Annotated in this window: 20 protein-coding genes and 1 tRNA gene; 3 read left to right on the forward strand and 18 right to left on the reverse strand. The window is 32.8% G+C overall.

Annotated elements, in window-relative coordinates:
• Positions 1 to 30: 30 nt before the first annotated feature.
• From PMOB_RS01725 to recJ, 6 genes are all read right to left on the reverse strand, one after another.
• Positions 31 to 753: a flagellar hook-basal body protein gene (locus tag PMOB_RS01725; RefSeq protein WP_012208183.1), complete on the reverse strand. Its 723-nt coding sequence runs from the start codon at positions 751 to 753 to the stop codon at positions 31 to 33.
• 26 nt (positions 754 to 779) lie between these two features.
• Entirely contained in the window at positions 780 to 1,784 is a 1,005-nt protein-coding gene (gene mreB, locus PMOB_RS01730) for a rod shape-determining protein (protein ID WP_012208184.1), read from the reverse strand.
• 139 nt (positions 1,785 to 1,923) lie between these two features.
• Positions 1,924 to 1,995, reverse strand: a tRNA-Arg gene (locus tag PMOB_RS01735).
• A complete protein-coding gene (locus PMOB_RS10380; protein WP_012208185.1) occupies positions 1,986 to 2,678 on the reverse strand; it encodes a RuvX/YqgF family protein in 693 nt (230 codons plus the stop codon). The genes PMOB_RS01735 and PMOB_RS10380 overlap by 10 nt, the downstream gene beginning before the upstream one ends.
• The gene (locus PMOB_RS01740) at positions 2,657 to 2,929 is read right to left on the reverse strand and encodes a putative Se/S carrier-like protein (protein WP_012208186.1); all 273 of its coding nucleotides are present in this window, start codon (positions 2,927 to 2,929) and stop codon (positions 2,657 to 2,659) included. Before PMOB_RS01740 ends, PMOB_RS10380 begins: the two co-directional genes overlap by 22 nt.
• A gap of 1 nt (position 2,930) precedes the next feature.
• Positions 2,931 to 6,038 carry a single-stranded-DNA-specific exonuclease RecJ gene (recJ, locus tag PMOB_RS10130; protein ID WP_012208187.1) on the reverse strand — a complete coding sequence of 1,036 codons (3,108 nt, stop codon included), beginning with the start codon at positions 6,036 to 6,038 and terminating at the stop codon, positions 2,931 to 2,933.
• 154 nt (positions 6,039 to 6,192) lie between these two features.
• Here recJ and PMOB_RS01750 point away from each other — a divergent pair, with 154 nt between their 5' ends.
• Together PMOB_RS01750 and tsaB are read left to right on the forward strand one after the other, a co-directional pair.
• Positions 6,193 to 7,566 (forward strand): tetratricopeptide repeat protein, encoded by a 1,374-nt coding sequence (locus PMOB_RS01750; RefSeq protein WP_012208188.1) that lies wholly within the window; start codon positions 6,193 to 6,195, stop codon positions 7,564 to 7,566.
• Between the two features lies 1 nt (position 7,567).
• Complete coding sequence (tsaB, locus tag PMOB_RS01755; protein ID WP_012208189.1) at positions 7,568 to 8,239, forward strand: tRNA (adenosine(37)-N6)-threonylcarbamoyltransferase complex dimerization subunit type 1 TsaB; 672 nt, start codon at positions 7,568 to 7,570, stop codon at positions 8,237 to 8,239.
• Positions 8,240 to 8,254: 15 nt separating this feature from the next.
• On the opposite strand, the gene PMOB_RS01760 is transcribed toward tsaB, so the two are convergent.
• From PMOB_RS01760 to trpS, 12 genes are all read right to left on the reverse strand, one after another.
• On the reverse strand, positions 8,255 to 8,782 hold the full coding sequence (locus PMOB_RS01760) for a metal-dependent hydrolase (protein ID WP_012208190.1): 528 nt from the start codon (positions 8,780 to 8,782) through the stop codon (positions 8,255 to 8,257).
• Complete coding sequence (locus PMOB_RS10135; RefSeq protein ID WP_012208191.1) at positions 8,775 to 9,275, reverse strand: hypothetical protein; 501 nt, start codon at positions 9,273 to 9,275, stop codon at positions 8,775 to 8,777. The genes PMOB_RS01760 and PMOB_RS10135 overlap by 8 nt, the downstream gene beginning before the upstream one ends.
• 79 nt (positions 9,276 to 9,354) lie before the next feature.
• A complete protein-coding gene (locus PMOB_RS01770) occupies positions 9,355 to 9,990 on the reverse strand; it encodes a redox-sensing transcriptional repressor Rex (protein WP_012208192.1) in 636 nt (211 codons plus the stop codon).
• 86 nt (positions 9,991 to 10,076) lie between these two features.
• Complete coding sequence (gene leuS, locus PMOB_RS01775) at positions 10,077 to 12,563, reverse strand: leucine--tRNA ligase (RefSeq protein WP_012208193.1); 2,487 nt, start codon at positions 12,561 to 12,563, stop codon at positions 10,077 to 10,079.
• Between the two features lie 60 nt (positions 12,564 to 12,623).
• Positions 12,624 to 13,235, reverse strand: coding sequence for a hypothetical protein (locus tag PMOB_RS01780; RefSeq protein WP_012208194.1), 612 nt, complete (start codon positions 13,233 to 13,235; stop codon positions 12,624 to 12,626).
• The gene (locus PMOB_RS01785; protein ID WP_041534217.1) at positions 13,225 to 13,833 is read right to left on the reverse strand and encodes a sigma-70 family RNA polymerase sigma factor; all 609 of its coding nucleotides are present in this window, start codon (positions 13,831 to 13,833) and stop codon (positions 13,225 to 13,227) included. The genes PMOB_RS01780 and PMOB_RS01785 overlap by 11 nt, the downstream gene beginning before the upstream one ends.
• Before the next feature lie 220 nt (positions 13,834 to 14,053).
• Entirely contained in the window at positions 14,054 to 15,277 is a 1,224-nt protein-coding gene (locus tag PMOB_RS01790) for a hypothetical protein (RefSeq protein WP_012208196.1), read from the reverse strand.
• 14 nt (positions 15,278 to 15,291) lie between these two features.
• Positions 15,292 to 16,386: a hypothetical protein gene (locus PMOB_RS01795; RefSeq protein ID WP_012208197.1), complete on the reverse strand. Its 1,095-nt coding sequence runs from the start codon at positions 16,384 to 16,386 to the stop codon at positions 15,292 to 15,294.
• 310 nt (positions 16,387 to 16,696) lie between these two features.
• Positions 16,697 to 17,434 carry a pseudouridine synthase gene (locus PMOB_RS01800; protein ID WP_041534012.1) on the reverse strand — a complete coding sequence of 246 codons (738 nt, stop codon included), beginning with the start codon at positions 17,432 to 17,434 and terminating at the stop codon, positions 16,697 to 16,699.
• A complete protein-coding gene (gene scpB, locus PMOB_RS10140; RefSeq protein ID WP_012208199.1) occupies positions 17,394 to 17,930 on the reverse strand; it encodes an SMC-Scp complex subunit ScpB in 537 nt (178 codons plus the stop codon). Before scpB ends, PMOB_RS01800 begins: the two co-directional genes overlap by 41 nt.
• A complete protein-coding gene (locus PMOB_RS01810; protein WP_081429172.1) occupies positions 17,923 to 18,609 on the reverse strand; it encodes a segregation and condensation protein A in 687 nt (228 codons plus the stop codon). The genes scpB and PMOB_RS01810 overlap by 8 nt, the downstream gene beginning before the upstream one ends.
• 10 nt (positions 18,610 to 18,619) lie before the next feature.
• Positions 18,620 to 19,597: a tryptophan--tRNA ligase gene (gene trpS, locus PMOB_RS01815; protein ID WP_012208201.1), complete on the reverse strand. Its 978-nt coding sequence runs from the start codon at positions 19,595 to 19,597 to the stop codon at positions 18,620 to 18,622.
• 252 nt (positions 19,598 to 19,849) lie between these two features.
• On the opposite strand from trpS, the gene fliD reads away from it, so the two are divergent.
• A complete protein-coding gene (gene fliD / locus PMOB_RS01820; protein ID WP_012208202.1) occupies positions 19,850 to 21,358 on the forward strand; it encodes a flagellar filament capping protein FliD in 1,509 nt (502 codons plus the stop codon).
• The last annotated feature ends 37 nt before the right edge of the window (positions 21,359 to 21,395 follow it).

Below are 21,395 nucleotides of genomic sequence, written 5' to 3' on the forward strand. Positions count from 1 at the left end.
AATCTTTTATAATATAATTCTCTACATTAGTTAAAAGTTTGAAGTTATTTCAATAAGCTTTGCGTTGAGTGAATCCCCTGTTAATACTGCTTTTTGTAGTATATCAAATTTTCTATTTGCTTCGATCATCTTAATCATCTCATTTAGGGCATCAACGTTTGAACTCTCTAGAAACCCTTGTCTCATATTGAAGTTACCTGCTTGTCCTAGCTCTTCTCCAGTGAAATAATTTTCACCATATTTATTCAAATTCTCTACATTTAGGATGTTTAATCTTGTGTTTGTCCCAGATATATTACCCTCTTCATCCACAAAAAAATTATCCAGATCTACAAGTATAGGGTTATTTTCTTCATCTAACACGTAATCACCACTTTTTGTGACAAGGTAATTTTCAGGACTTAAAGAAAATTCACCATTTCGTGTGTAAAAGTAGTTACCGTTTCTCTCTATTTTAAAAAAACCGTCTCCTTCTATTGCAAAGTCTAATTTTCCACTTGTTTCTACCAAAGGCCCTTGTTCAAGATTTGGAATTACCTCGTCCAAAACAACCGAACTATAAATGTTCCCTATTGGTTCGCCTTTTCCTTGTGCATTTTGATATGATCTAATCTCTTTTTCGTATACACTTTTAAATAGGTTAAAATCCTTTTTATAACCTACGGTGTTTAGGTTAGCCAAATTGTTGGAAATAGAGTTCAATTCAGCAAAAGAGTTGAGCATACCAGCCGTTGCATTGTATATTCCTTTCATTTTATTTCCCCCTGTGGTGGATGGTTCTAATTTACTTGTACTTTGTTTAATAATTCTATGTCTTCTAACAAAATTCCTGTACCTTTTGCACAAACAAGATGTGGCTCTTCCGGAATATATGTTCTTACGCCAGTTTGCTCTGATATTAATTTATCCAATCCTCTTAGTCTTGCTACTCCTCCTACTACTATAAGTCCATTTTGCATTATATCCGCAGCTAATTCTGGAGGAGTTTTTTCTAAAATATTTTTTATTTTATTAATTATTTCATTCAATATTGGTTTGATTGCATAGAAAATATCGTCCGAAGTTAGTTTTAAATTTGAAGGAAGTCCTGTTTTGATATTCTGACCTTTAACTTCCATTTCAAGATTTTCTTCTTGAGAAAAAGCCTTGCCTATGTCTATTTTTAACCTTTCAGCGGTAGTTTCACCGATCAAGAATTTATATCTTCTTTTAGTATATTTAATTATTTCTTGATCCATGGCTTCGCCTGCAACTTTTATCGTTTCACTTATGACACAACCTCCTAAACTCAAAATTGCTAAGTCGGTTGTACCCCCTCCTATATCAATGACCATGTGTCCGTTAGGTTCTGTTATATCTATTCCACTGCCTATAGCGGCGGCTAAAGGTTCGCTTATAAGAAATACTTTAGAAGCTCCAATCCTACTCCCCGCCTCTTTAACCGCCCTTCTTTCAACGTCTGTAGTTAAAGCAGGTATCCCTATGATTAATCGTGGTTTGTACATATTAAAACCTTTGGATTTGGCTTTTTTGACAAAATATCTCAACACTTCCTCGATGATACTGGGATCTGTAATAACCCCATCCTGTACAGGCCTAATAATTTGTATTTGACTGGGAGTTTTCCCAACCATATCTTTTGCTTCTTTTCCTATTGCTAACAACTTTTTTTTACTTTTATCAACTGCTACCACTGAAGGTTCTTCAAGGATAATCCCTTGACCACGTTGATATACTACAAAGGTTGCAGTTCCTAAATCTATTCCTAAATCGGATTTTGCCATAATTTACCTCCTGTTTTTTCTTTAAAGGGATTTTAGAAACTCTTTCGTCATTATACATTAAGGGGCTACGCCCCTTAAAAACCCCCGAATTCAAAAATCAAAGCTTATTATAAAAACCGTTTTGCACAAATCTGCAAAATGTGCCTGGCGGGAGTCGAACCCGCATCTTTGGATCCGGAGTCCAACGCTTTATCCGTTAGGCTACAGGCACATCAATTCATTAAAATTAATATTTACTTGAATTTTTTCTCTGTTTTCTTTATTTGTTATGATTAAATCATAATAATCTTTTAGGTCTGACATCAAAGTGGTACTTTCGAATCCTTTTTTGTAGTAGTACCAAAATACCCAAGGGTCTTTTGCAAAGATAGAAAAATTTTCCAACTCATTATTAATAGGAACATCCCAGATCAAAATATCTTTGTAACATGAAAAATCTTTTTTTAGATTATAAACTTCTTTTTCTACTAAGGCAATGGCATTTTCAGGGCTCTGAATAAAATTGGATAGAATGAGTACACTACTATTCTGGTCTTTGGTCCTTTTTACTTTTTTATAACTAACTTGTCCTCTAACCTCGCTATACAAAGAGGAAGTGGTCAATCTTTCATCTACAAAGTAAATTTTGCATCCTATCTTTTCTTTTATCTTTATAGCTTCATCTATACTCAAAAAACTCTGTTTTGAATATCTCCCAGACATGGAAATTGGTAATCCAAACACGATTAAATCGTCGTGGCTTAAATCCAATGAAACCAAGAATTCTAAGAGTTTTTCAGACTTTATTGTCTCTTTTGGCAATGGAATATTTACATCTTGTTTTAAAATAGCTATCCCACAATTACTCGTCCCATAATCGATTCCATAAACTTTTAAGTTCTTAATAACTCCCATACGATATCTTTCTCCAATTTGACTAAATCATATTTAACTCCATTTTTATCTAATATAAAAATGGCTTTTTCTTTATCTTTAGAGGAAAGGCATAAGACTGGCGCACACGCTTGTAACACAGTTTTTGGGGGAGGAAAGATCTTACAAAAAACGCCGTTCTTCGTTAACATCTCTTTTATTTCTATTATTTGATAATTTTCATTTAGCAAAACCAAATCAAGATCTAACGTTGTTCTCAAATTTTTACTCATTTTATAAACTTCTTGCTCCTTCTTTAGGATTACCTTTCAAGAACTCAATTAATTCTCTTGTGTCTAAATTTTCATAGAAATTTATGGAATTTTTCAATATCCAATTATCTAATATATTTTCCTTAAAATTGGAACTTTCACGTAAATCCTTTAGATTAAAATTATTCAATATTTCTACTTCTTCTTCATTCACCTTTATCAACCCTGCATCTTCCATCACGTTTAAAACGGTCTCTGATAACGATTTATCACCCTTCAAAAGAGAATTTTGTATCTCCTCTACTTTGTAATGACCGTCGGCTATAAAATCATAGACTAGTTTTAATACTTTGAAAGATGGATATTTTCTTGAATACTCGTAAAGTAATTTAACTTTGAACCGATTATTGTAAGCCAATATGATAGTTGTTCTTTGAGTTTTTTTCATCCATGTAGAAACCAGGTCTAAAAGCTCTATGTCCGTCTTTGGAACATCCACAATAATCAAAATTGGAGAAAATTGTTTAACCTCAAACGCTATACCGTTGTTAGAAAAAGAAGTTATATAAAAATTAGCTTTTTCATTTTTAAATTTTTCTCTAGAAATAAGTTTTTCCCTAAAACTCATTGAGTGGTTGAAAAGTCTTATATCGTTCTCATCAACTTGTAATTTTTCGTCTAACAGTCTCACTAAAGATTTTTGCCTCTCATAATCGTTCAAAACCAATATTTTGCCATTTCTTTCATTTGTATAATCCTTCAAAAGTCCCAGAATATTGTTTCTTTCTCTAACCACTTCAAAACTATTATTATTAGAGAAAGATATAAGGATTTTAAATCCTGCTCTTTTTAATAATTCTTTTAGCTCTTCGCTGTAAATAGAACTAAAAATACTAATTTTAGACTTTTGAAGAGCATATTTTCTAAATTGCTGATATTCAGGAACTTTTCTCACTACCGGATGAAATAATGAATAGAAGGGTTCGTCAATAATAATTTCAGCTTGCATAGAATCAAGTAATTCACGATTTTTAATAAATTTGGGTACTGTAACGAATATCACACTATAATTAGATATAAGTTCTGGTGTAAGGATGTATTGATTGTTAAAATATAATAAATTCTCAGGAAAATAAGTGTTTATTATCTTATATATATGTTCCAATAAACTATTTGTTGCAGAAACAATTATCAACTTTTGATGCTCTTCTAATGATAACTGAACTTTTTTCAGTAAAGAATCGTTTTTGATCTTACTCGGAAGAAACATCGCTACCTTATTTCTAGTTAAATTATCGTTTAATATTTCTATATTCATGATCTTGTTCAGCTCATCATGAAGAACATTAGATGCAAAGTTCAATTTTGCAGTTTCACCTTGTTGTATTTCCTTATTAACCATCAAATCTTGCAAGTAAAATTTAACGTAACTATTTTTTAAATTATAAGAGTTCTCTATTCTAAAGGTACCCACAAGATCTGTAAATAGGTCTTTTTTACTATTCTCTGTTAGCTCGCTTAATCTGTATCCCAAATCGTAACCTAAAATATCTATGATTAAGGAATCTTTATTGAGCGTTCCTGAAAAACTTTGAGAACCGTTACGAAAGAATCTTATGTTTTCTAATTTAGCGTTTTTTATCAAAAAAACTGGTTCTTGATTCCCATACCCAAAAGGTTCTAACTTGTTTATATCTTCAAACATCGTTTCCCATATTCCTTCTATTTCCATATCCACATCAATTTGAGACGTTAATTTTTTATCTCCATATAACTCCTTGTAAACCTCGTTAATCTCCTTTCTCAAAGCTTCTATATTTTTAGAAAGAATGGAAAAACCTGCAGCAAACTTATGACCGCCGAACTCTTCAAAAATCCCTCTTTCATTGACTTTGAGAAGGAGCTCCATTAAATCTATGCCCTGAGGACTTCTTCCTGAACCTTTACCCATTTCTTGATTTTTTGATATCATCAAAACGGGTTTATTGAATTGATTTGATAGTTTGGAAGCCACTATCCCAAGAACTCCCATATGCCAGTCTTCGCCGCTTAATACCAATACCGGATCCTTTTTGTATTCAGGGTACAAATCTAACAAACTTAAAGAGTACAGATAGATTTCCTTTTCAGTACTTTGTCTTTTTGAATTTAGTCGGAGTAATTCTGAAACCGCCTTTTTTAATTTTTCTTCATCTTTCTCAATCAACAAATTAAACGCAGACCTTGCGTCTGACATTCTTCCAGCAGCGTTTATCTTCGGAGCAACTTTAAAAGTGATGGTGCGCGAATTTATCTCAGAATCAACTATTTTCAATTCATCGAGCAAATATTTTAAGCCTTTGGTTGGATTAGTCTTTAACTTGTTCAATCCTATCTTAACCAAGTATCGATTTTCCGAAGTTATCGATACTATGTCAGCAATAGTACCCACTGCCACCAGATCTATATATTCAAAGGGGTCTAAAGAATTATCGTAACTTTTGTATAAGGCTTGTAGCAATTTAAAAGTTACGCCTACTCCTGCCAGGTCTTTGAAAGGATATTTGTCATCTTCCCTCTTTGGATTCAATATTGCATCAGCTTTTGGGAGATTTTCTTGGGGTAAATGATGATCGGTAACTATAACTTTCATTCCAAGACTTTTCGCATATTCAATTTCTTGTATGGATGTTGTACCACAATCAACAGTAATAATATTATTATAATTTTTGCTTTTTAACTCTTCTATAGCTTTAACGTTTAGGCTGTAACCTTCTTCTATTCTAGATGGAATGTAAGAAGTTACATCGTAACCTATTTTTTTTAAGCCAAGATACAAAACTGAAGTTGCAGTTACCCCATCAACGTCGTAATCACCGAAGATCGCCACTTTTTCCTTTTTTTCTTTAATTTGTTTGAGAATTTCTACGGCTTTTGACATATCCTTCATCAAATAAGGGTCAAAGCTTTCCAATTCTAAATGGTTCAAAAACTTATCTCCCTCTTCGGGTGTTTCAATATTTCTAGATACTAATAATTTTGCCAAAAAGTCGGAAATTCCCAAAGCACTAGATAAGGTTTTTGCAACTTTATCTTTTTGTTGATAATAAGAAGCCTTTGGGTCCCAAAAAACCTTCCATTTACTCTCCATATTAAATTTCTCCCTTCTCTTATTTTTTTCTTTATAAATATTATACATTATTAGTACTAAAATATTAAAGAAAGATTTGTAAAGATTCAAAAAAGCTAAATTGTTGTATAATATTGAAGACTAGATGAATCCAATTAGAAGAGGTGCAAGTTAAGTGAAAAATATATTATTGATAATTCTTCTTTCTACTCTATCTATTTTTTCATGGGCTTTAACTCTCGAAGAAATAGAAAATCTTTCAAAAAACCCTGCAACTCTGGAATTGTCATGGGAATATTTTTTAGAGTACATTATAGAAAATCCCAGTGATGCTAGAATTACAGATACAGGTTCATTGATATCAGCTAAAATCTCTTTGTTTAACAAATATAGAAATTATAATTTTGCCAACTTTATTATTTCTGAAGACTTAAAAAATTTTTGCATTAACTTGGGAGTAATAGGCACCAATTTTTCCATTCCAGAAGATGATACCAATAAAATTTTATTCATCTTTCCTGAAATTGTCCCTATTTTGAATAACATATTTAACACAGGGAATTTTGAAGAATCTTATTATAAATATTTGTATAAATTAGAAGGATTGAAAGAACATTTACAAGTAAATTCCTATGAAACCTTCATCAAAACAACTATAAGTAATTCTCTTTCTTCTCCAATTTATTTCGATGAAGACCTTGAAAGATTCATTGAAGTTTTTGTACCAGCTAATAATTATATCTTGTTTGAAAAGCTTATTTCTGAATCCAAATATCTAGTCGATGAAGATAAGTACCTAGGAGCATATAAACTACTGACATTTTTAAACAAACACAACTCAATAAATGAATCTATAGTTACATATTCTCAACTTAAAAATTATTTTTCTTTGAAACAGAAATTAACTTCATTAAACGACCAGGTTTTCTTTGTCGAAAAACAAGAACTGTCTTCTTTTATATCTGAAGTGTACAAAGTTGGAGAGGATTTAAAGGCACTTACTATAGAAAAAAATTTACTTTACAACATATTTTTGCCGTTATTAAAAGCTTTGAATTCTAAATTAGAAAATATACAAGAAAAAGTACCTGTCGTTGATGAAAACTTTGAAAACTTGTCATTCTCTTTCAACGAACAAATAAATGCCGAGATTTTGAAATTGCAAATGCATATTACGAGAATAGAAAACTTGCCCATTGTGGTAGAAAGTGACAAAGCAACTTTGGTAGAACAACCAACAGACTCACAAGAAGCATCAGCAAGAAGAATCTTTGTTTATTTTTTGCTTTCCATTTTAGGTACCTTTATTGTAATTTTCTTGTATTTTGAATTGTACCCCTCTTATTCAAAAATCAACTTTTTATGTACATTGAAATTAGGGAGATATGCTGCTCATTTGGCGGAAAAACTCATTTTAAAAAATCCGGAAGATTACAAGGCGTTTCTAATTTTGGCAAAATCATATGAAGTTGCAGGGAAGTATAACGCATCAATCAACGCATACAAAACTGCCTTAAAATTAAAAGACAAAACAAAAGAAGGTGAATAAGTTGAATTTTTTAGTAATTTCAACTACTCTAAAAAATATACTCGTTGTATTAAAAGATGAAAAGAATAATATTTATTCAAGGACTTTGACTGAGAATAAATCCGGTAATTACCTTGCTAACGCGATCAAGGAAGTAGCAGAAGAATCAAAAACAAATATAAAAAATATAGATGAATTTGGTATAGATATAGGTCCCGGATCTTTCACCGGGATCAGAGTAGCTATTTCTACTTTACAAGGGCTTTTAATAGATAACCCAGAAAAAGAAGTTTATACCTTTTTCTCTTCTGATGTTTTGTACCGTTCCGCTGTGAATAACAATCCCAATCTTAAGGAAAAAAAGTTGGCTGTCTTGAAAAGAGCCCGAGAAAATGCCGCATATGCATCTATATACGAAAACGGGAAAAGAACCTTTGGCCCACAAATGGTCTTTGGAGAGTTTTTAAGAGATTCTATGAACCACTGTATTTTGATAAATGAAGAAGCAGAATATTTTAAAAACAAATACAAACTGGAAAATGAAGTACTTTATTCAAACATTGATGAAAAGTCTCTAATTGAAGAAGTTATCAAAGGAAAGAGAGTAAAAATAAAAAACTTGGAACCTCTTTATCTTCAAAAACCTTTAGCGGTTGAAAATTTAGAAAAGCAAAAAAACAAAATAGGTCAATGATGAATATCTGTTTGCCTATTTTGTTTTAAAATCCTTATCTAAAATAATATGCAATGAGAAACCTACAAAATAACTCAAACTGTAAAGTATGTTTATAGGGGTTCTATATTTTATATTAAGTAAGTAAATAAGGAAAGAGAGTATACCACCAGTTAAAAATGAATGCCACAATCCTCTATGTTTCGATAGTTTGTTAAAAAGTATCCCTAAAAGTAATCCAACTAAAGTGCCTAAAACTATTATAATAAAATTAGAAAGGTTATAAGGAAAAGGTAGATATTCTTTATACAAGAAATCATATTCAAAGAGATAGTATACACTTCCAAAAATTAAAAACAACCTCAATAATCTGTTTATAAAAGAGTTTTGGTGGTCAATATCTGGGAAATCACTCCCAACAACAAAGAGAAAATAGGAAATCACGATTTCACTGGAAACATAATAAACCTCGTAAAACAAATGACTATAAACAAAATTGAACACTAAAAAAAATACAGGAAATCCAAAAATACCGCTTAATATGTGAGTTTTAAAATTAGGCATTGTTTATATCTCTTATCTGCTCCTTTTCATCAAAAGCTAACACTTCTATAGGGAGTCTTTTAGTCCAAACTTCTATAATCCCGCCATTTTTAATATCTTTATAAAAAAGGAGTTTTGGATCAAAAAAACTAATCGTTTTAGAAAGTGTTTTAAAAATCGGCCTATTGTATTTTTTTAGTTGATTTAATGTTTTGGTAGTCAACTTATCTACTATTAAAGAATTGGCTCCTCCTTCAAACAGAAAATCAAAATAATCAGATATTTCTGTGATATTGATACTTTTTATCTCACCGTGGGCTAAATTAAAAGTTCCACAAGTGACAAATTCCCCGACAAATTTGTATAAAGGAACCCCTTCCAATTGATAATACTTTTCAAACCTTTTTAGAGCCTCAGGGGTAACAAATATAATTTTTCCCGTATACAAAACATTGTCTCCATTTTTTAACTTTTTCAACGCATCTAAAGAAACGGGATAATTTATGTTAAGCAAAACAAATTAGCCTCCTTATTGTTTTCCTACCACTTAATTGTACTCAGTTAAGAACACGTTGGCTTCCAAATATCAGATTTTAGTCGTATTTACTGACTATTTCGTACGTTAACGTTTTAAGAGAAATAACAAAATCTACATTCTCAATAACCACACGATCATCAGAGTTCAAAGTTACTGGGGCAAAATTCAATATACCTTTTACACCGGCTTCTATTAATATATTTGCAACCTCTTGAGCCACATTTGACGGAACAGTTAATATTGCAATTTCAAAATCAAGCTCATCGTTTTTATTTTTTAGTTCTTTGATATGTTTTATTGGAATACCAGGTAACAAAATAGAATTGATTTTCCTTTTGTCAACATCGTACGCCGCAACTATTTTAAACTTGTATTTTTCTAATTCTGGATAATGAGAAATAGCTCTGCCCAGGTTTCCTACTCCGATAATTGCAACATTCCAAACTCTTTCTGTTCCTAAAATCTTATGAATCTTTAAACACAGATTTTCTACATCGTAGCCTACGCCCCTCTTTCCAAACTCACCGAAATAAGACAGATCTTTTCTAACTTGAGAAGCCTTTATGTTGAGAGCCTCTGCAATCTCATGAGAAGAGGTCTTCGGTATCCCTTCCTCGCGTAACTCCCTTAAAAATCTGTTGTACATGGCTAATCTTTTTATTGTAGGTTTAGGCACTTTTGGTGATTTCATATTTACGAAAAAGTTCTCACCAACGTATTAATAACTCGCTCATATAATGTGGTGAAAAACTTTTTTCACCTCCTATTTGATATTTCTTATTTGACAACTATGTTTATAATCTTTTTTGGAACATAAATGATCTTTTGTATCTTTTTACCAGAGATATATTTTTGAACTTTGTCATCTTCTAAGGCATAACTTTTTACTTCATCTTCGTTTAAACTAACATCAACCGTTATCTGAGCTCTCAATTTCCCATTTATTTGTACGGCTAGCGTAATTTCTTCGGCCTTTAACGCATTTTTATCGATCTCAGGCCAACTTGCTTTAAATATGAACTCATCTTTTCCAAAATTCTTCCATAATTCTTCGCTTATATGAGGGGCAATAGGAGATAACATCAATACAAAATCTTCAGAAAATTCTTTTAGTAAGTTGAGGTTCCAATCTTTATCGTCCGTGTTATTTAGATATGAGTTTAATTCATTCAAAAGTTCCATAAGGGAACTTACAGCAGTGTTAAATTGAAAATTGCCTTCTATATCGCTCGTGATTTTCTCAATAGTTTGATGCAACTTTCTTCTTAAATCCTTTTCAGATTTATTTTTCAAAGGATAATTTGGCTTATTTTCAAGATGAATTATCTTGTCCTGTATTTTCATGTACGTATTCCAAACCTTATTCAAGAATCTATATGTCCCTTCTATGCCTGAATCATTCCATTCTGCATCCCTTTCGGGAGGAGCCATAAAAAGAATGTAAGTTCTCAAGGCATCAGTGCCATATTTTTCTATCATTTCTTCAGGAGACACAACGTTACCTTTTGATTTAGACATCTTAGCCCCGTTCCTGTATATCATACCCTGAGTAAAAAGATTTTTGAATGGTTCATCAAAACTAACATAGCCAAGATCTTTCAGAACTTTGGTAATGAACCTTGAATAAAGTAAGTGTAATATTGCATGTTCCACTCCACCTATATACTGATCTACAGGTAACCAATTATCTACATCTTCTTTATTGAAAGGTTTGTCTTCTAGCTTTGGATTCACATATCTCAAATAATACCAGGAGCTATCCACAAAGGTATCCATTGTATCAACTTCTCTTTTGGCTTTTCCACCACATTTTGGACATGTTGTTTCTTTAAAATCGGGATGATCGATCAAAGGACTTTTGCCGGTTGGCTCAAACGCGACATCTCTAGGAAGTTTTACGGGCAAATCCTTTTCAGGCACAGGAACTACCCCACATTTTTCACAATATACAACGGGAATAGGAGCTCCCCAGTACCTTTGCCTTGATATAAGCCAATCTCTCAATTTGTACTGAGTGACAACTTTTCCGATCTTTTTGTCTTCTAACCATTGAGAGACTTCCCTAATTGCTGTTTGATTATCTAACCCTGTAAATTCTCCAGAATTTACCAAAACCCCTTCACCAATGTAGGCTTTTTCTAGATTTTCTTCAGTCAACTCGTCACCTTCCGGCATAATAACAATTCTTATTGGAAGATCGTATTTTTTCGCGAATTCAAAGTCTCTTTGATCATGTGCGGGAACAGCCATAATCGCTCCGGTACCATATTCATACAAAATATAATTCGCTACGTAAATAGGAATCTTTTCTCCATTCACAGGATTTATTGCGTAACTTCCAGTGAAAACACCTTCCTTTTCAGCTCCCTCAGCGGTTCTTTTAAACCTATCTTGCAAACTTACTCTTTGCAAAAATTGATTTACTTTCTCACTATTTTCTGGAGTTGTTAACTCCTCTACAAGAGGTGATTCGGGAGCTAATGCCATGAAGGTAACCCCCCACAAGGTATCAGGCCTGGTAGTGAAAACTCTCAAGCTTCCTTTGCCATTATCAAGGTTAAATTCTACTTCTGCTCCTACACTTTTACCTATCCAATTTTTCTGCATTATTTTGACATTCTCAGGCCATCCACTCAATTTTTCCAAATCATACAGTAACTTTTCAGCGTAGTCTGTTATTTTGAAATACCATTGTTCTAATTGTTTTATTTCCACAACGGTTCCGCATCTTTCACATTTTCCGTTAACAACCTGTTCATTCGCAAGAACGGTTTTGCAGTTTGGACACCAATTAACAGGTGCTTTTTTCTTGTAAGCCAATCCATTTTTATACAATTGTAAAAAAATCCATTGTGTCCATTTGTAATAATCTTCCTTACACGTTATAACTTCTCTTTCCCAATTATAGCTAATACCTAACTTTTTAATTTGATTTCTGATGATATTGATGTTTTGCATAGTCCAATCTTCAGGATGAATGTTCCCCTTTTCTATCGCAGCATTTTCTGCAGGCAACCCAAACGCATCAAAACCAAATGGATGCATGACATTGTACCCTCTCATCCTTTTGTACCTAGCTATAACGTCGCCAATAACATAGTTTTTTACATGACCAACATGTAGCGTCCCCGAAGGGTAAGGAAACATTACCAAATCATAATATTTTTTATGGTACTCTTCATTCGACACTTTAAAAGCATCTTTTTCTTGCCAGTTTCTTTGCCATTTTCTCTCTATCTCTTGTGGGTTGTAAGTTTTTTCCATCTATAGTCATTCCTCCAATGCTATCTATGATTTCTCTTTTGTTAATTATACCACAATTGACTATTTTCCTGTAACCGTTGGAATATAGAGGTTTAAATCTTCCATTATGTTTGAAATTTCTTTATCGGGATGTTTGATAAGTCTGTATTGACCAGGTTCTTTTATCAAAAAAAAGGTATTTTCAGGTACTCCACTCCTAAACGAAGCGTTAAAAGGAAGTGTATAGGTATATTGAGTTTCGATGGAAGGCTCTTTAAAAAAGTAAAATTTGTATGGATTCAACCCTGGTTTTAAATTTCCTTGAAAGATGTATCTACCCTCTGGATTTCTAAACGCCACCCACACATCGGAAGAACCTATAATATATATCTGAATGTAACCGGCATCTGATGGTTCATCTAAATTAGTGATAATTTTGTCCAGATCGTTTAGATTTTTTTCTAAAAAGTTGTTTGAAACTATGAATTTTTCAACCACACCATCTGGTTCAAAATATCTATTGAGATTAGTGATCTCTTTTTCTTGAGTCTCCAATTTTTCATTGACTGTTGAATTTAATCGATTGAATTGACTTTGCAGATCCCTCCTAAGTTCTATCACTCTAATCTCTGTGACAATGGATAAAACTATTGCTACTAAACTTACCACAAAGATAGTTATCTTAAATTTCATACTTACCTCCAAACATCTCCGCTATATTATTGTATTCTTCTATATTTCTTGCGAAAACTTTTTTTATCTTCTGGATGGTGTTATCGACCTTTTTTGTATTTATTTTCATTTTATCCCCTATTTCTTGATATGAGTATCCATCTATCCATAATTCAACAATCTCCCTTTCGTTGCACTCGAGTTGTTCAAGACTCTTTGATAAAAAGTATTCCTGGAGAAAATCCTTCTTTTCAGAATCAACGCTTTCTATATAATAATCGGCATTTTCTGTAAATTCGTCGTCTGTGTTTTCCATACTTACAGCTTCTGTTAAAACTTTATGCTTATTTCTGTTCAAGTAGGTGACAAAAGACTTAATCTCTGAAGAGATATTCATATAGGCAAAGCTTGAAAATTTAGCGTTTGCATCTTTTCTGAAATTATATACCGCTTGAATTAAACCTACCAAACCTATTTGTAAAAAGTCTTCGAATTCCAGCCATGTACCATAATACTTTCCAACAATAGATTTCACCATAGGTTCAAACTTTTCAAGAATTATGCCCAGGGCTTGGTTGTCCCCTATTTGTGCAAGTTCTATAAGTTTATCCAAATTCATTCCCCTTAGCCTATAGATATGCCTACTCATATTGCTCCTCACAGTTACTAGATATTTACTATCTTTAAACAATCTGAAAGTTTTATAGATAGAGTCCTTTTGCCTAGTTCATTACAAAATTTAACTCTATTGATTCTTTTCTATTATACTACATTCATCAAGATACTTACAAAAAAAGGGCGCTAAGCGCCCTTTTTTATGTTTGTTTAAACCATTGTTTTTAAAACCCTATGGCGAAACTGGATTTGAATGTAAAGCCGTTCAAATCAAAAATTTTTTCAAGATCCTTTGCAGTAAGAGATAACTCCGTTCTACTTTCAACAATTCTGCTATTTATCCCAAAACCTAAAAATGTGTTCCAGTAACCATAATAATTTTCAACACCAACTGACAAGGGTATAAAATTGAAAAGAGAAGTTTTAGCTTGTACACCCCAGTCGATCTTTTGATTATCCACATAGAACTCTCCGTATGGAATAATATCAAGGAAGACTACCGGTATCCTAAAAAATCCTGTAACACTCATGGGATATAAATATTCTTCATCTACGAGAACTTCCGTAGGTGTTGAACTATCGGAATCTTCATCATCTTCACCCAAAACACTAATTGTTTCTTGATAAGAAATCTTGTAAGAAATCTTTGCAGGTTTAACCATTATATTTTTTACCGCGATTCCCACAACAGGATTTTTAATCTCTCCAAAGGTTACACCTGCATCTATGGAATGTCCTGCATCGGTTAAAAATTTATCTGTTATGGTGTTAAACGTTATACTGTCAAGCTCATCACTGTTAAAAGGAGAGTACAAATCAACATTCATGTTCAACTCCGCCGTTGTTGTTCCTTCCACTGTATCTGTAGAAAATACGTATCCAATATTTGTATTTGATTCTTTGGTATAGACTATGGGCAAGAATAAGTTGTAAACCAACCCAACCGACATACCATCAAAATTATAAGAAGCGTACGCACCTGCTTTAAAAGATGAATCTAAGTTAAACACCATCGTACCTTCGTCAGGTGTATCTATTTCATTACCATTGGCGATAAGATCTATCAAATCGTTTGGTACCGTCAAATCGCTTTTTAAATCCCCATTGAGTACAACCCCAACACCCAAATCAAAGATATTTACTACTAAGTGACCTTCAACATTATCATTGGTTATAAAGAATAAATCATCCGCTCCTAAGGAGGCATATATATCGTCGAAATCAACGGTAAACTTTGTAGCGGTCAACATGGGTAAAAGGTCTGCTACTTTGTAAGCGTTTTGATAGACCATTATATCTGGAGAAAGCTCAATTTCAAAATAATTTCTTTTACCTATCGATTCTAACAAAATGGGATTCAAACTACTATCAAAAGATCTCAATCCTTCTGAAAAAATGATCAAAGAAACCGAAGAAACTATTAGCAATATTATAAACAATTTTTTCATAGTCATCCCCTCCTTTATTGTGCGCCTAAAGTAATTGGTATTGATAAGTCTGTATCAAGATCCAACCAAATGCGAAGAACTAAACTTCCACCCATATTCAATGAATAAGTTTCTGTCTCTGATTTCGGCAATTTTACGGTGAATACCAAATTGAAAGGAACCGTATCTTTTATATCTCCAATGAGGTCTGTTAAATCAAATTCAACAGTTTTACCTTCACCGTCTGTTACCACACCCGTCACAGGTTCTGATTCAGTAGGTTGGTTCTTTTCAACATCCCATCCTTGAACTTCCATCTTTAAAGGCAATCCTGTAGTGTTGTCGTAATCCATGTGAAGCTTAAATGATTCTATTCCATCAAGTATATCGTCCAAAACATCACCAGATTCTTCACCTCTGCCAAAGATATCCTCATCGCCAACTTCATCTTTATTTGTAAACAATTCTAAGTCTTGGTTTATTGTGAATTCAAAAGGAAAATCCACCAAGAGTGCTATAGTGGTCGATGCATCAGCTGAAAATCCTGCATCAAAAGTTATTGACATAGATTCTAACATCAAATCATTTTCAACATTAAAAAGATCTGCTAAGTCAGTTTTATCTCCTGATGTGATTTTTTTTGAAGTATCTCCTGAAGTTAATGTGGCTTTAACCGTTACCCCTGTTGCATTTCTTACTACAAGAGTTGCAGGAAGGGAAGCTAATTCAATATCCTCTAAGATCCCCAAATCACCACTTGAAAAAGATGCTAACGTTATGGAAGCGACTGATGTAACTAAATCGTAAGATGCGACGGGAACGAGACTAAAATCAATGGGAGATCCAGGGAGCTTAGCCAAAATTTCTCCTCCACTAAATATTTCCAAATCTACCCCATAAGTTAAGGGATTATAAGATTTGTGTGTGACGGTGGCATCTTCACCAAAACTTTCACTTAAACTACTTACAATATCTTCAGTATCCACTAAATCGGACATTAAAATGCTTTCAGTCGCAATAGGTACTTGAAGCGTGGGATCAGCTTTTATCTCAATCTCTTGAAGTGCACAGGATGTAAACAGGAACATACTTACAACTAACAACAAAAATACATAATAAAACCTTTTCATTTCTTTCACCCCCAAATTTATTTTTTTAAAATTCCGAAAAAACTGTAATTTATTTGAATCAACAAATTATACCATATTTTTCTCAAGTTTAATTCTTTTTTAAAATTTTTAAAATTAACTTGATAATACTTTCTTTCTAAATGAGAAGAAAATGCAAAATAATTTAATTTTTTTGAATACGAGCCTTAATAATAGTCGGCTATAATAAAAATACCCATCCCCCCGAAACATCATGATTGATATTTCGGCCCATCCAATGAGGACGCATCAGCGTCCTCATTGTTTTATTCTCCCCTAGTTTCATTACCTATTAAAAGTCTGATAAAAGTCTATTTTTCACCTCTTCCATACTTCCCAAGGATTTTATATTCCCAGGCTTAGGAACTTCTTTGATACTCCATGGCCCAAACTTGATCCTTTTTAATTCTATAACTTTATAACCTAAAGCTTTTATCATGAGTTTTATCTGCCTTTTTTTGCCTTCGTTTAAACTGATTTGTAAAAGGGATAGATCTTTTTGTTTTTTCAAAATTTTTACCTTGGATTTCATCGTTTTATACCCGGTTTCAAGTGTGATACCTTCTTCCAACATTTGTAATTCCTTTTTTGACGGTGAACCTTTTACCAATACCTCATAAACTTTTGTGACCTTATTTTCAGGTCTTAACAAATAATTGGCTAAATCTCCATCGTTTGTTAGAAGTAAAAGGCCGCTTGAATCGTAGTCAAGCCGGCCTACGTAAAAAACTCTTTCTTCGATCTTTCCTTTAATCAAATCATTTATTGTTTTTCTACCAAAATCATCTTTAAAGGTACACAGAATTCCCTTGGGTTTGTTCAGAAGGTAATAAACCTTATTTTCAGCTTTCTTTTGTAGATCGGAAAGACCATATTTTTTATTGTTAAATTCTATGAAATTATTTTCTTTTAATTCATACCATGGTTCTTTAACCAATTTACCGTTGACTTTCACGCCTTTTTTTAAGATGTATTCCGAGGATTGCCTTCTACTCAGAGAAATTATTTGAAGAGCCTTTTGTAACTTCATTTTTCTTCATTTCCTCCAATTTTTTCAACGTTTTATCCGGTAAGAATTCGTAAAATTTTTCTGTAAGATGGTAGTATGCACGGTTTTTCTTTTTACTTTTTTTAATTAAATCGTATTCCATTAACTTCTTTAGTTGGTAATAACTATTTTTACCTCTGATTTGTTCTATTTCAACAATCCTGCTATCTCCATTCATAAACAGTATAGCTAATACTTCGAATTGAGTTTGTGTTAACTCTAATTTTCGAGGATTTGGAAAGATCATAGATTTTATTTCTGGTTTTATTTCAAATCTGTATTTGTTGCCGTTTTTTATCAATTCCACACCGTGTTGGTCGCCCATATAATGCAATTCTATTTCTTCAAGATAGTGCCTCAATTCTTCTTCTTTTATCTTTAAACGCTTGGAAATCTCTTTGAAAGATACACCGTTAGGAGTTGAAAAAATTAATGCTTCTATCATTCGAATTTCTACATCTATTTTACTTTCAGCCATTCAAATCACTTCCAAGATTTTGCGAACTAAGTTTAATAAAGAGACCTTTTTCATATTTGAAAAAACCACGGTTTACCAAAATTAGGGAAGCTAAAAACATTACCAAAAAATTCATCTTTTTATGTTGAGAATATTCGAAAAGATCTAGAATATTAAATTCATCCTTTTTTTCTAGCATTTCTATCGCATCTTCAACACGATAAGTATCTCGGATAATTTCGAGTTTTTTTTGTTTTGTAATGTAATCATCGAAGAACTTTACTAACTGATTTTCAATGATCTCTTTTTCTATTGAAGCCTTATTCTTTACTCTAATAGTTTTTTTCTTATCTTCACCAAAATCTTTTTTTATGATCTCTTGAGCTTTTTTGATAACGTCATAATTTTCAATGGTCTCATATATGATCTCTCTATGTTTTCTAAATTCTTTATCGTTATTGGAATTTGGGAGAAGCTCTTTGGACTTCAAAAAAGTCAAATAAGATGCTAGTTCTAAAAATTCTCCTATGGAGTTTAGGTCATTGAAGTTATCGTTGACGTAATCAACGAATATATCTGAGATATAACTGACAGATATTTTTCTAACTTCAATCTTTTTTTCTTTTATTAATTCAACGAGTTTAAAAAAAGGGCCAGAAAATATGTCTAATTTTATATCAACATAGTTAAAGTTAATTATACGTTCCTCCTTACCATCTTAAATGTAAACTCTCTCTAACCTCTTGCATAGTTTGGCTGGCAACCTTTCTTGCCTTTTCGTTCCCATCTTCAGCTATTTCTATTGCATCTTCCACAGAAGTAGAAGCTAATTTATCCCAAACTGGTTCAAGTCTTTCTTTCATGTTTTTGATCAACAACTTTTTACAGTCAACACACCCGATCCCGGCTGTGGTGCAACCATTCCACACCCAATCTTTTTCATCTTGAGATTTAGTAAATGCCTTATGGTAATCCCACACGGGGCATTTTTCAGGATTACCAGGATCTGTTCTTCTTATCCTTGCTGGATCGGTCATCATGGGCAAAATTTTCTCTTTCAACTCTTTCTCGTTAGTTTCTATGTTTATAACATTACCGTAGCTTTTAGACATTTTTCTTCCATCTGTACCAGGGAGTTTCGGCACTTTGGAAATAATCGGTTGTGGTTCAGGAAATATTTCTTTGTACTTCATATTAAACTTTCTGGCGATTTCTCGCGTGAATTCCAAATGGTAAATTTGGTCTTCACCAACAGGCACACTATCCCCTTTATATATCAAAATATCTGCAGCTTGTAAAACGGGGTATCCCAAAAAGCCTAAGTTAGTTAAATCTCTAGTTGATATGTTGCTTATTTGTTCTTTATAGGTTGGTATTCTTTCCAGTCGTGAAACAGATGCTATCATGCTAAAAATTAAATAAAGTTCTGCGTGTTCTTTTATGGCTGATTGAACAAATAAAACGCTTTTTTTAGGATCCAGTCCTACAGCCACATAATGCCTTATTATATCAAAAGTAGAAGGTTGTATTATTTCAGGTGTATCATAATGAGAGGTCAAAGCATGCCAATCAGCGACGAAGAAAAAATTTTTGTCTGATTTATTTTGAATCTCTACCCAATTTTCTAAGGTCACAAAGTTTCCTATGTGTAATTTACCTGTAGCTCTCATTCCACTTAGAACGGTCATCTCTTACCTCCGTTTATTATTTATTTTTTGGGGTCTTTAGCTATTATAGCATACAATTTTTGCCAAGGTAATTTAAAATTATATAAAAAGGTTATTCTTTTTATAATTTTTAAGGTATTTCCTTTAGGATACAACAACTTCCATAAAGAACTAATTAAATGAATCAATAGTATGACCAAATTATTCGTTAAAGTTTTCTTAAGATAAGTCGATAATGAATAGGTAAGAAAGAATGTAAAGGAAGTGAAGACTATGGATAGCAATCCTTATGTTGGTACTTTTCAATTAACCGGCGCCGTTTCCGGAATGGATACACAAGCAATGGTGCAAAAATTAATGGAAGTAGAACAACAACCTTTAAATAGAACTCAAGAAAAATTTAATACCCTAACCTACAAACAAAATCTTTGGATGGAAGTTGACAACAAATTGGAGGATTTTTATGATTATTTGATCACTTTCAAATTGAAGAGTAATTTGATCCCAAAAAGTGCCACTTCTTCCGACGAAAGTGTACTAACCGCTACAGCTCCTGCAGATGCCGATAATTCAACTTTTTACCTGAAAGTTAATTCTTTGGCTTCTCCTACCGTTCTTTTGGGGGAAAATATTGATTCAACGATTAAAAAAAGTTCAACGATAGGGGATGTTATAGGTACAACAGGTGATTCAACTTTTACCATCACAAAAGGAACTAATTCTGATACTATAACTGTTTCAGACAGTGAAACAATACAAAACCTCATAGACAAAATAAATGCTTCAATCTTGGGAGTAGAAGCAAAATTTGACGATGCGAACGGTAAATTTTTTATAGTCAACAAAGAAAATGGGAGTATTGATATCAGTGTATCTGCCACTTCGGGTTCTAATGGTGAAACCTTAATTACGGCACTGAATTTAAACGGAACAGCTACAGCAGACAGTGATAATACCGTTATGACCCTGGGAAGTTTGGGACAGGTTGAATTGTCTTTTGATGGAAGTACAACTATCACCACTTATGACAACTTGACAGAAAACACTTTGAACATTTTCGGTACAACAATCGATTTAAAATCAACCTCTAGTGGTTACGTAAAAGTTTCTATAGAACAAGACATAGATAAGAGTGTTGAAAGTATAAAAGAATTTGTCGATAAGTACAACGAAACGATTACTTATGTATACGATTTATTGCATGAAGACCAAGTTACCGATAAACCTACAGAAGAGATGACAGAAGAGGATTATATGAAAGGGATGCTAAAAGGAGATAATAACCTAGAGAAAATATTTTATAATTTAAGAAATATGGTTTACTCACCTGTAGATATAGAACAGTCTGGTTCTCAATATAATGCGCTTTTTGATATTGGCATAACCTCAGGAGATTTAGGGGCTGGTTATGAGAATACAATGAAAGGACTATTGAGCGTCGATGAAGATAAACTTAGAGAGGCTTTGAATACTAATGCTGAAGATGTTTGGAAGTTGTTTGCAACAAACGATACAACTAATAAAGAATATGGTTACGCTCAATCTGTTCAGAATTATTTGTATGAAGTAACTAAGTTCAATGGCTATATAGATCAAATTGCCGGAACGAACGGCACCATAGGTAACGAGATGAGACGACTAGCAAATGAAATGACCAACCTATTAGACAGGCTTCAAAGAAAAGAAGCACAATATTATGCCCAGTTCTCAGCTATGGAACAAGCCATTCAACAATTGAACGCACAAGGATTGTACATACAAAACGCTTTTTCTAACCAATAGATAAATCAATAACCGGTACTGTTTTAAAACAGTACCG

It is taken from the genome of Petrotoga mobilis SJ95 (genome assembly GCF_000018605.1).
In the GTDB taxonomy this organism is placed as follows: Bacteria; Thermotogota; Thermotogae; order Petrotogales; family Petrotogaceae; genus Petrotoga; species Petrotoga mobilis.

What these genes read in the sequence shown, in the direction of transcription:
- PMOB_RS01760 (WP_012208190.1), bottom strand. Translation starts at nt 8,782, where the DNA reads ATGCCTAATTTTAAAACTCACATATTAAGCGGTATTTTTGGATTTCCT.
- PMOB_RS01800 (WP_041534012.1), bottom strand. Translation starts at nt 17,434, where the DNA reads ATGAAGTTACAAAAGGCTCTTCAAATAATTTCTCTGAGTAGAAGGCAA.
- PMOB_RS01770 (WP_012208192.1), bottom strand. Translation starts at nt 9,990, where the DNA reads ATGAAATCACCAAAAGTGCCTAAACCTACAATAAAAAGATTAGCCATG.
- trpS (WP_012208201.1), bottom strand. Translation starts at nt 19,597, where the DNA reads ATGACCGTTCTAAGTGGAATGAGAGCTACAGGTAAATTACACATAGGA.
- scpB (WP_012208199.1), bottom strand. Translation starts at nt 17,930, where the DNA reads ATGGCTGAAAGTAAAATAGATGTAGAAATTCGAATGATAGAAGCATTA.
- PMOB_RS01780 (WP_012208194.1), bottom strand. Translation starts at nt 13,235, where the DNA reads ATGAAATTTAAGATAACTATCTTTGTGGTAAGTTTAGTAGCAATAGTT.
- PMOB_RS01785 (WP_041534217.1), bottom strand. Translation starts at nt 13,833, where the DNA reads ATGAATTTGGATAAACTTATAGAACTTGCACAAATAGGGGACAACCAA.
- recJ (WP_012208187.1), bottom strand. Translation starts at nt 6,038, where the DNA reads ATGGAGAGTAAATGGAAGGTTTTTTGGGACCCAAAGGCTTCTTATTAT.
- PMOB_RS01795 (WP_012208197.1), bottom strand. Translation starts at nt 16,386, where the DNA reads ATGAAAAGGTTTTATTATGTATTTTTGTTGTTAGTTGTAAGTATGTTC.
- PMOB_RS10380 (WP_012208185.1), bottom strand. Translation starts at nt 2,678, where the DNA reads ATGGGAGTTATTAAGAACTTAAAAGTTTATGGAATCGATTATGGGACG.
- PMOB_RS01740 (WP_012208186.1), bottom strand. Translation starts at nt 2,929, where the DNA reads ATGAGTAAAAATTTGAGAACAACGTTAGATCTTGATTTGGTTTTGCTA.
- leuS (WP_012208193.1), bottom strand. Translation starts at nt 12,563, where the DNA reads ATGGAAAAAACTTACAACCCACAAGAGATAGAGAGAAAATGGCAAAGA.
- fliD (WP_012208202.1), top strand. Translation starts at nt 19,850, where the DNA reads ATGGATAGCAATCCTTATGTTGGTACTTTTCAATTAACCGGCGCCGTT.
- PMOB_RS01725 (WP_012208183.1), bottom strand. Translation starts at nt 753, where the DNA reads ATGAAAGGAATATACAATGCAACGGCTGGTATGCTCAACTCTTTTGCT.
- mreB (WP_012208184.1), bottom strand. Translation starts at nt 1,784, where the DNA reads ATGGCAAAATCCGATTTAGGAATAGATTTAGGAACTGCAACCTTTGTA.
- PMOB_RS01790 (WP_012208196.1), bottom strand. Translation starts at nt 15,277, where the DNA reads ATGAAAAAATTGTTTATAATATTGCTAATAGTTTCTTCGGTTTCTTTG.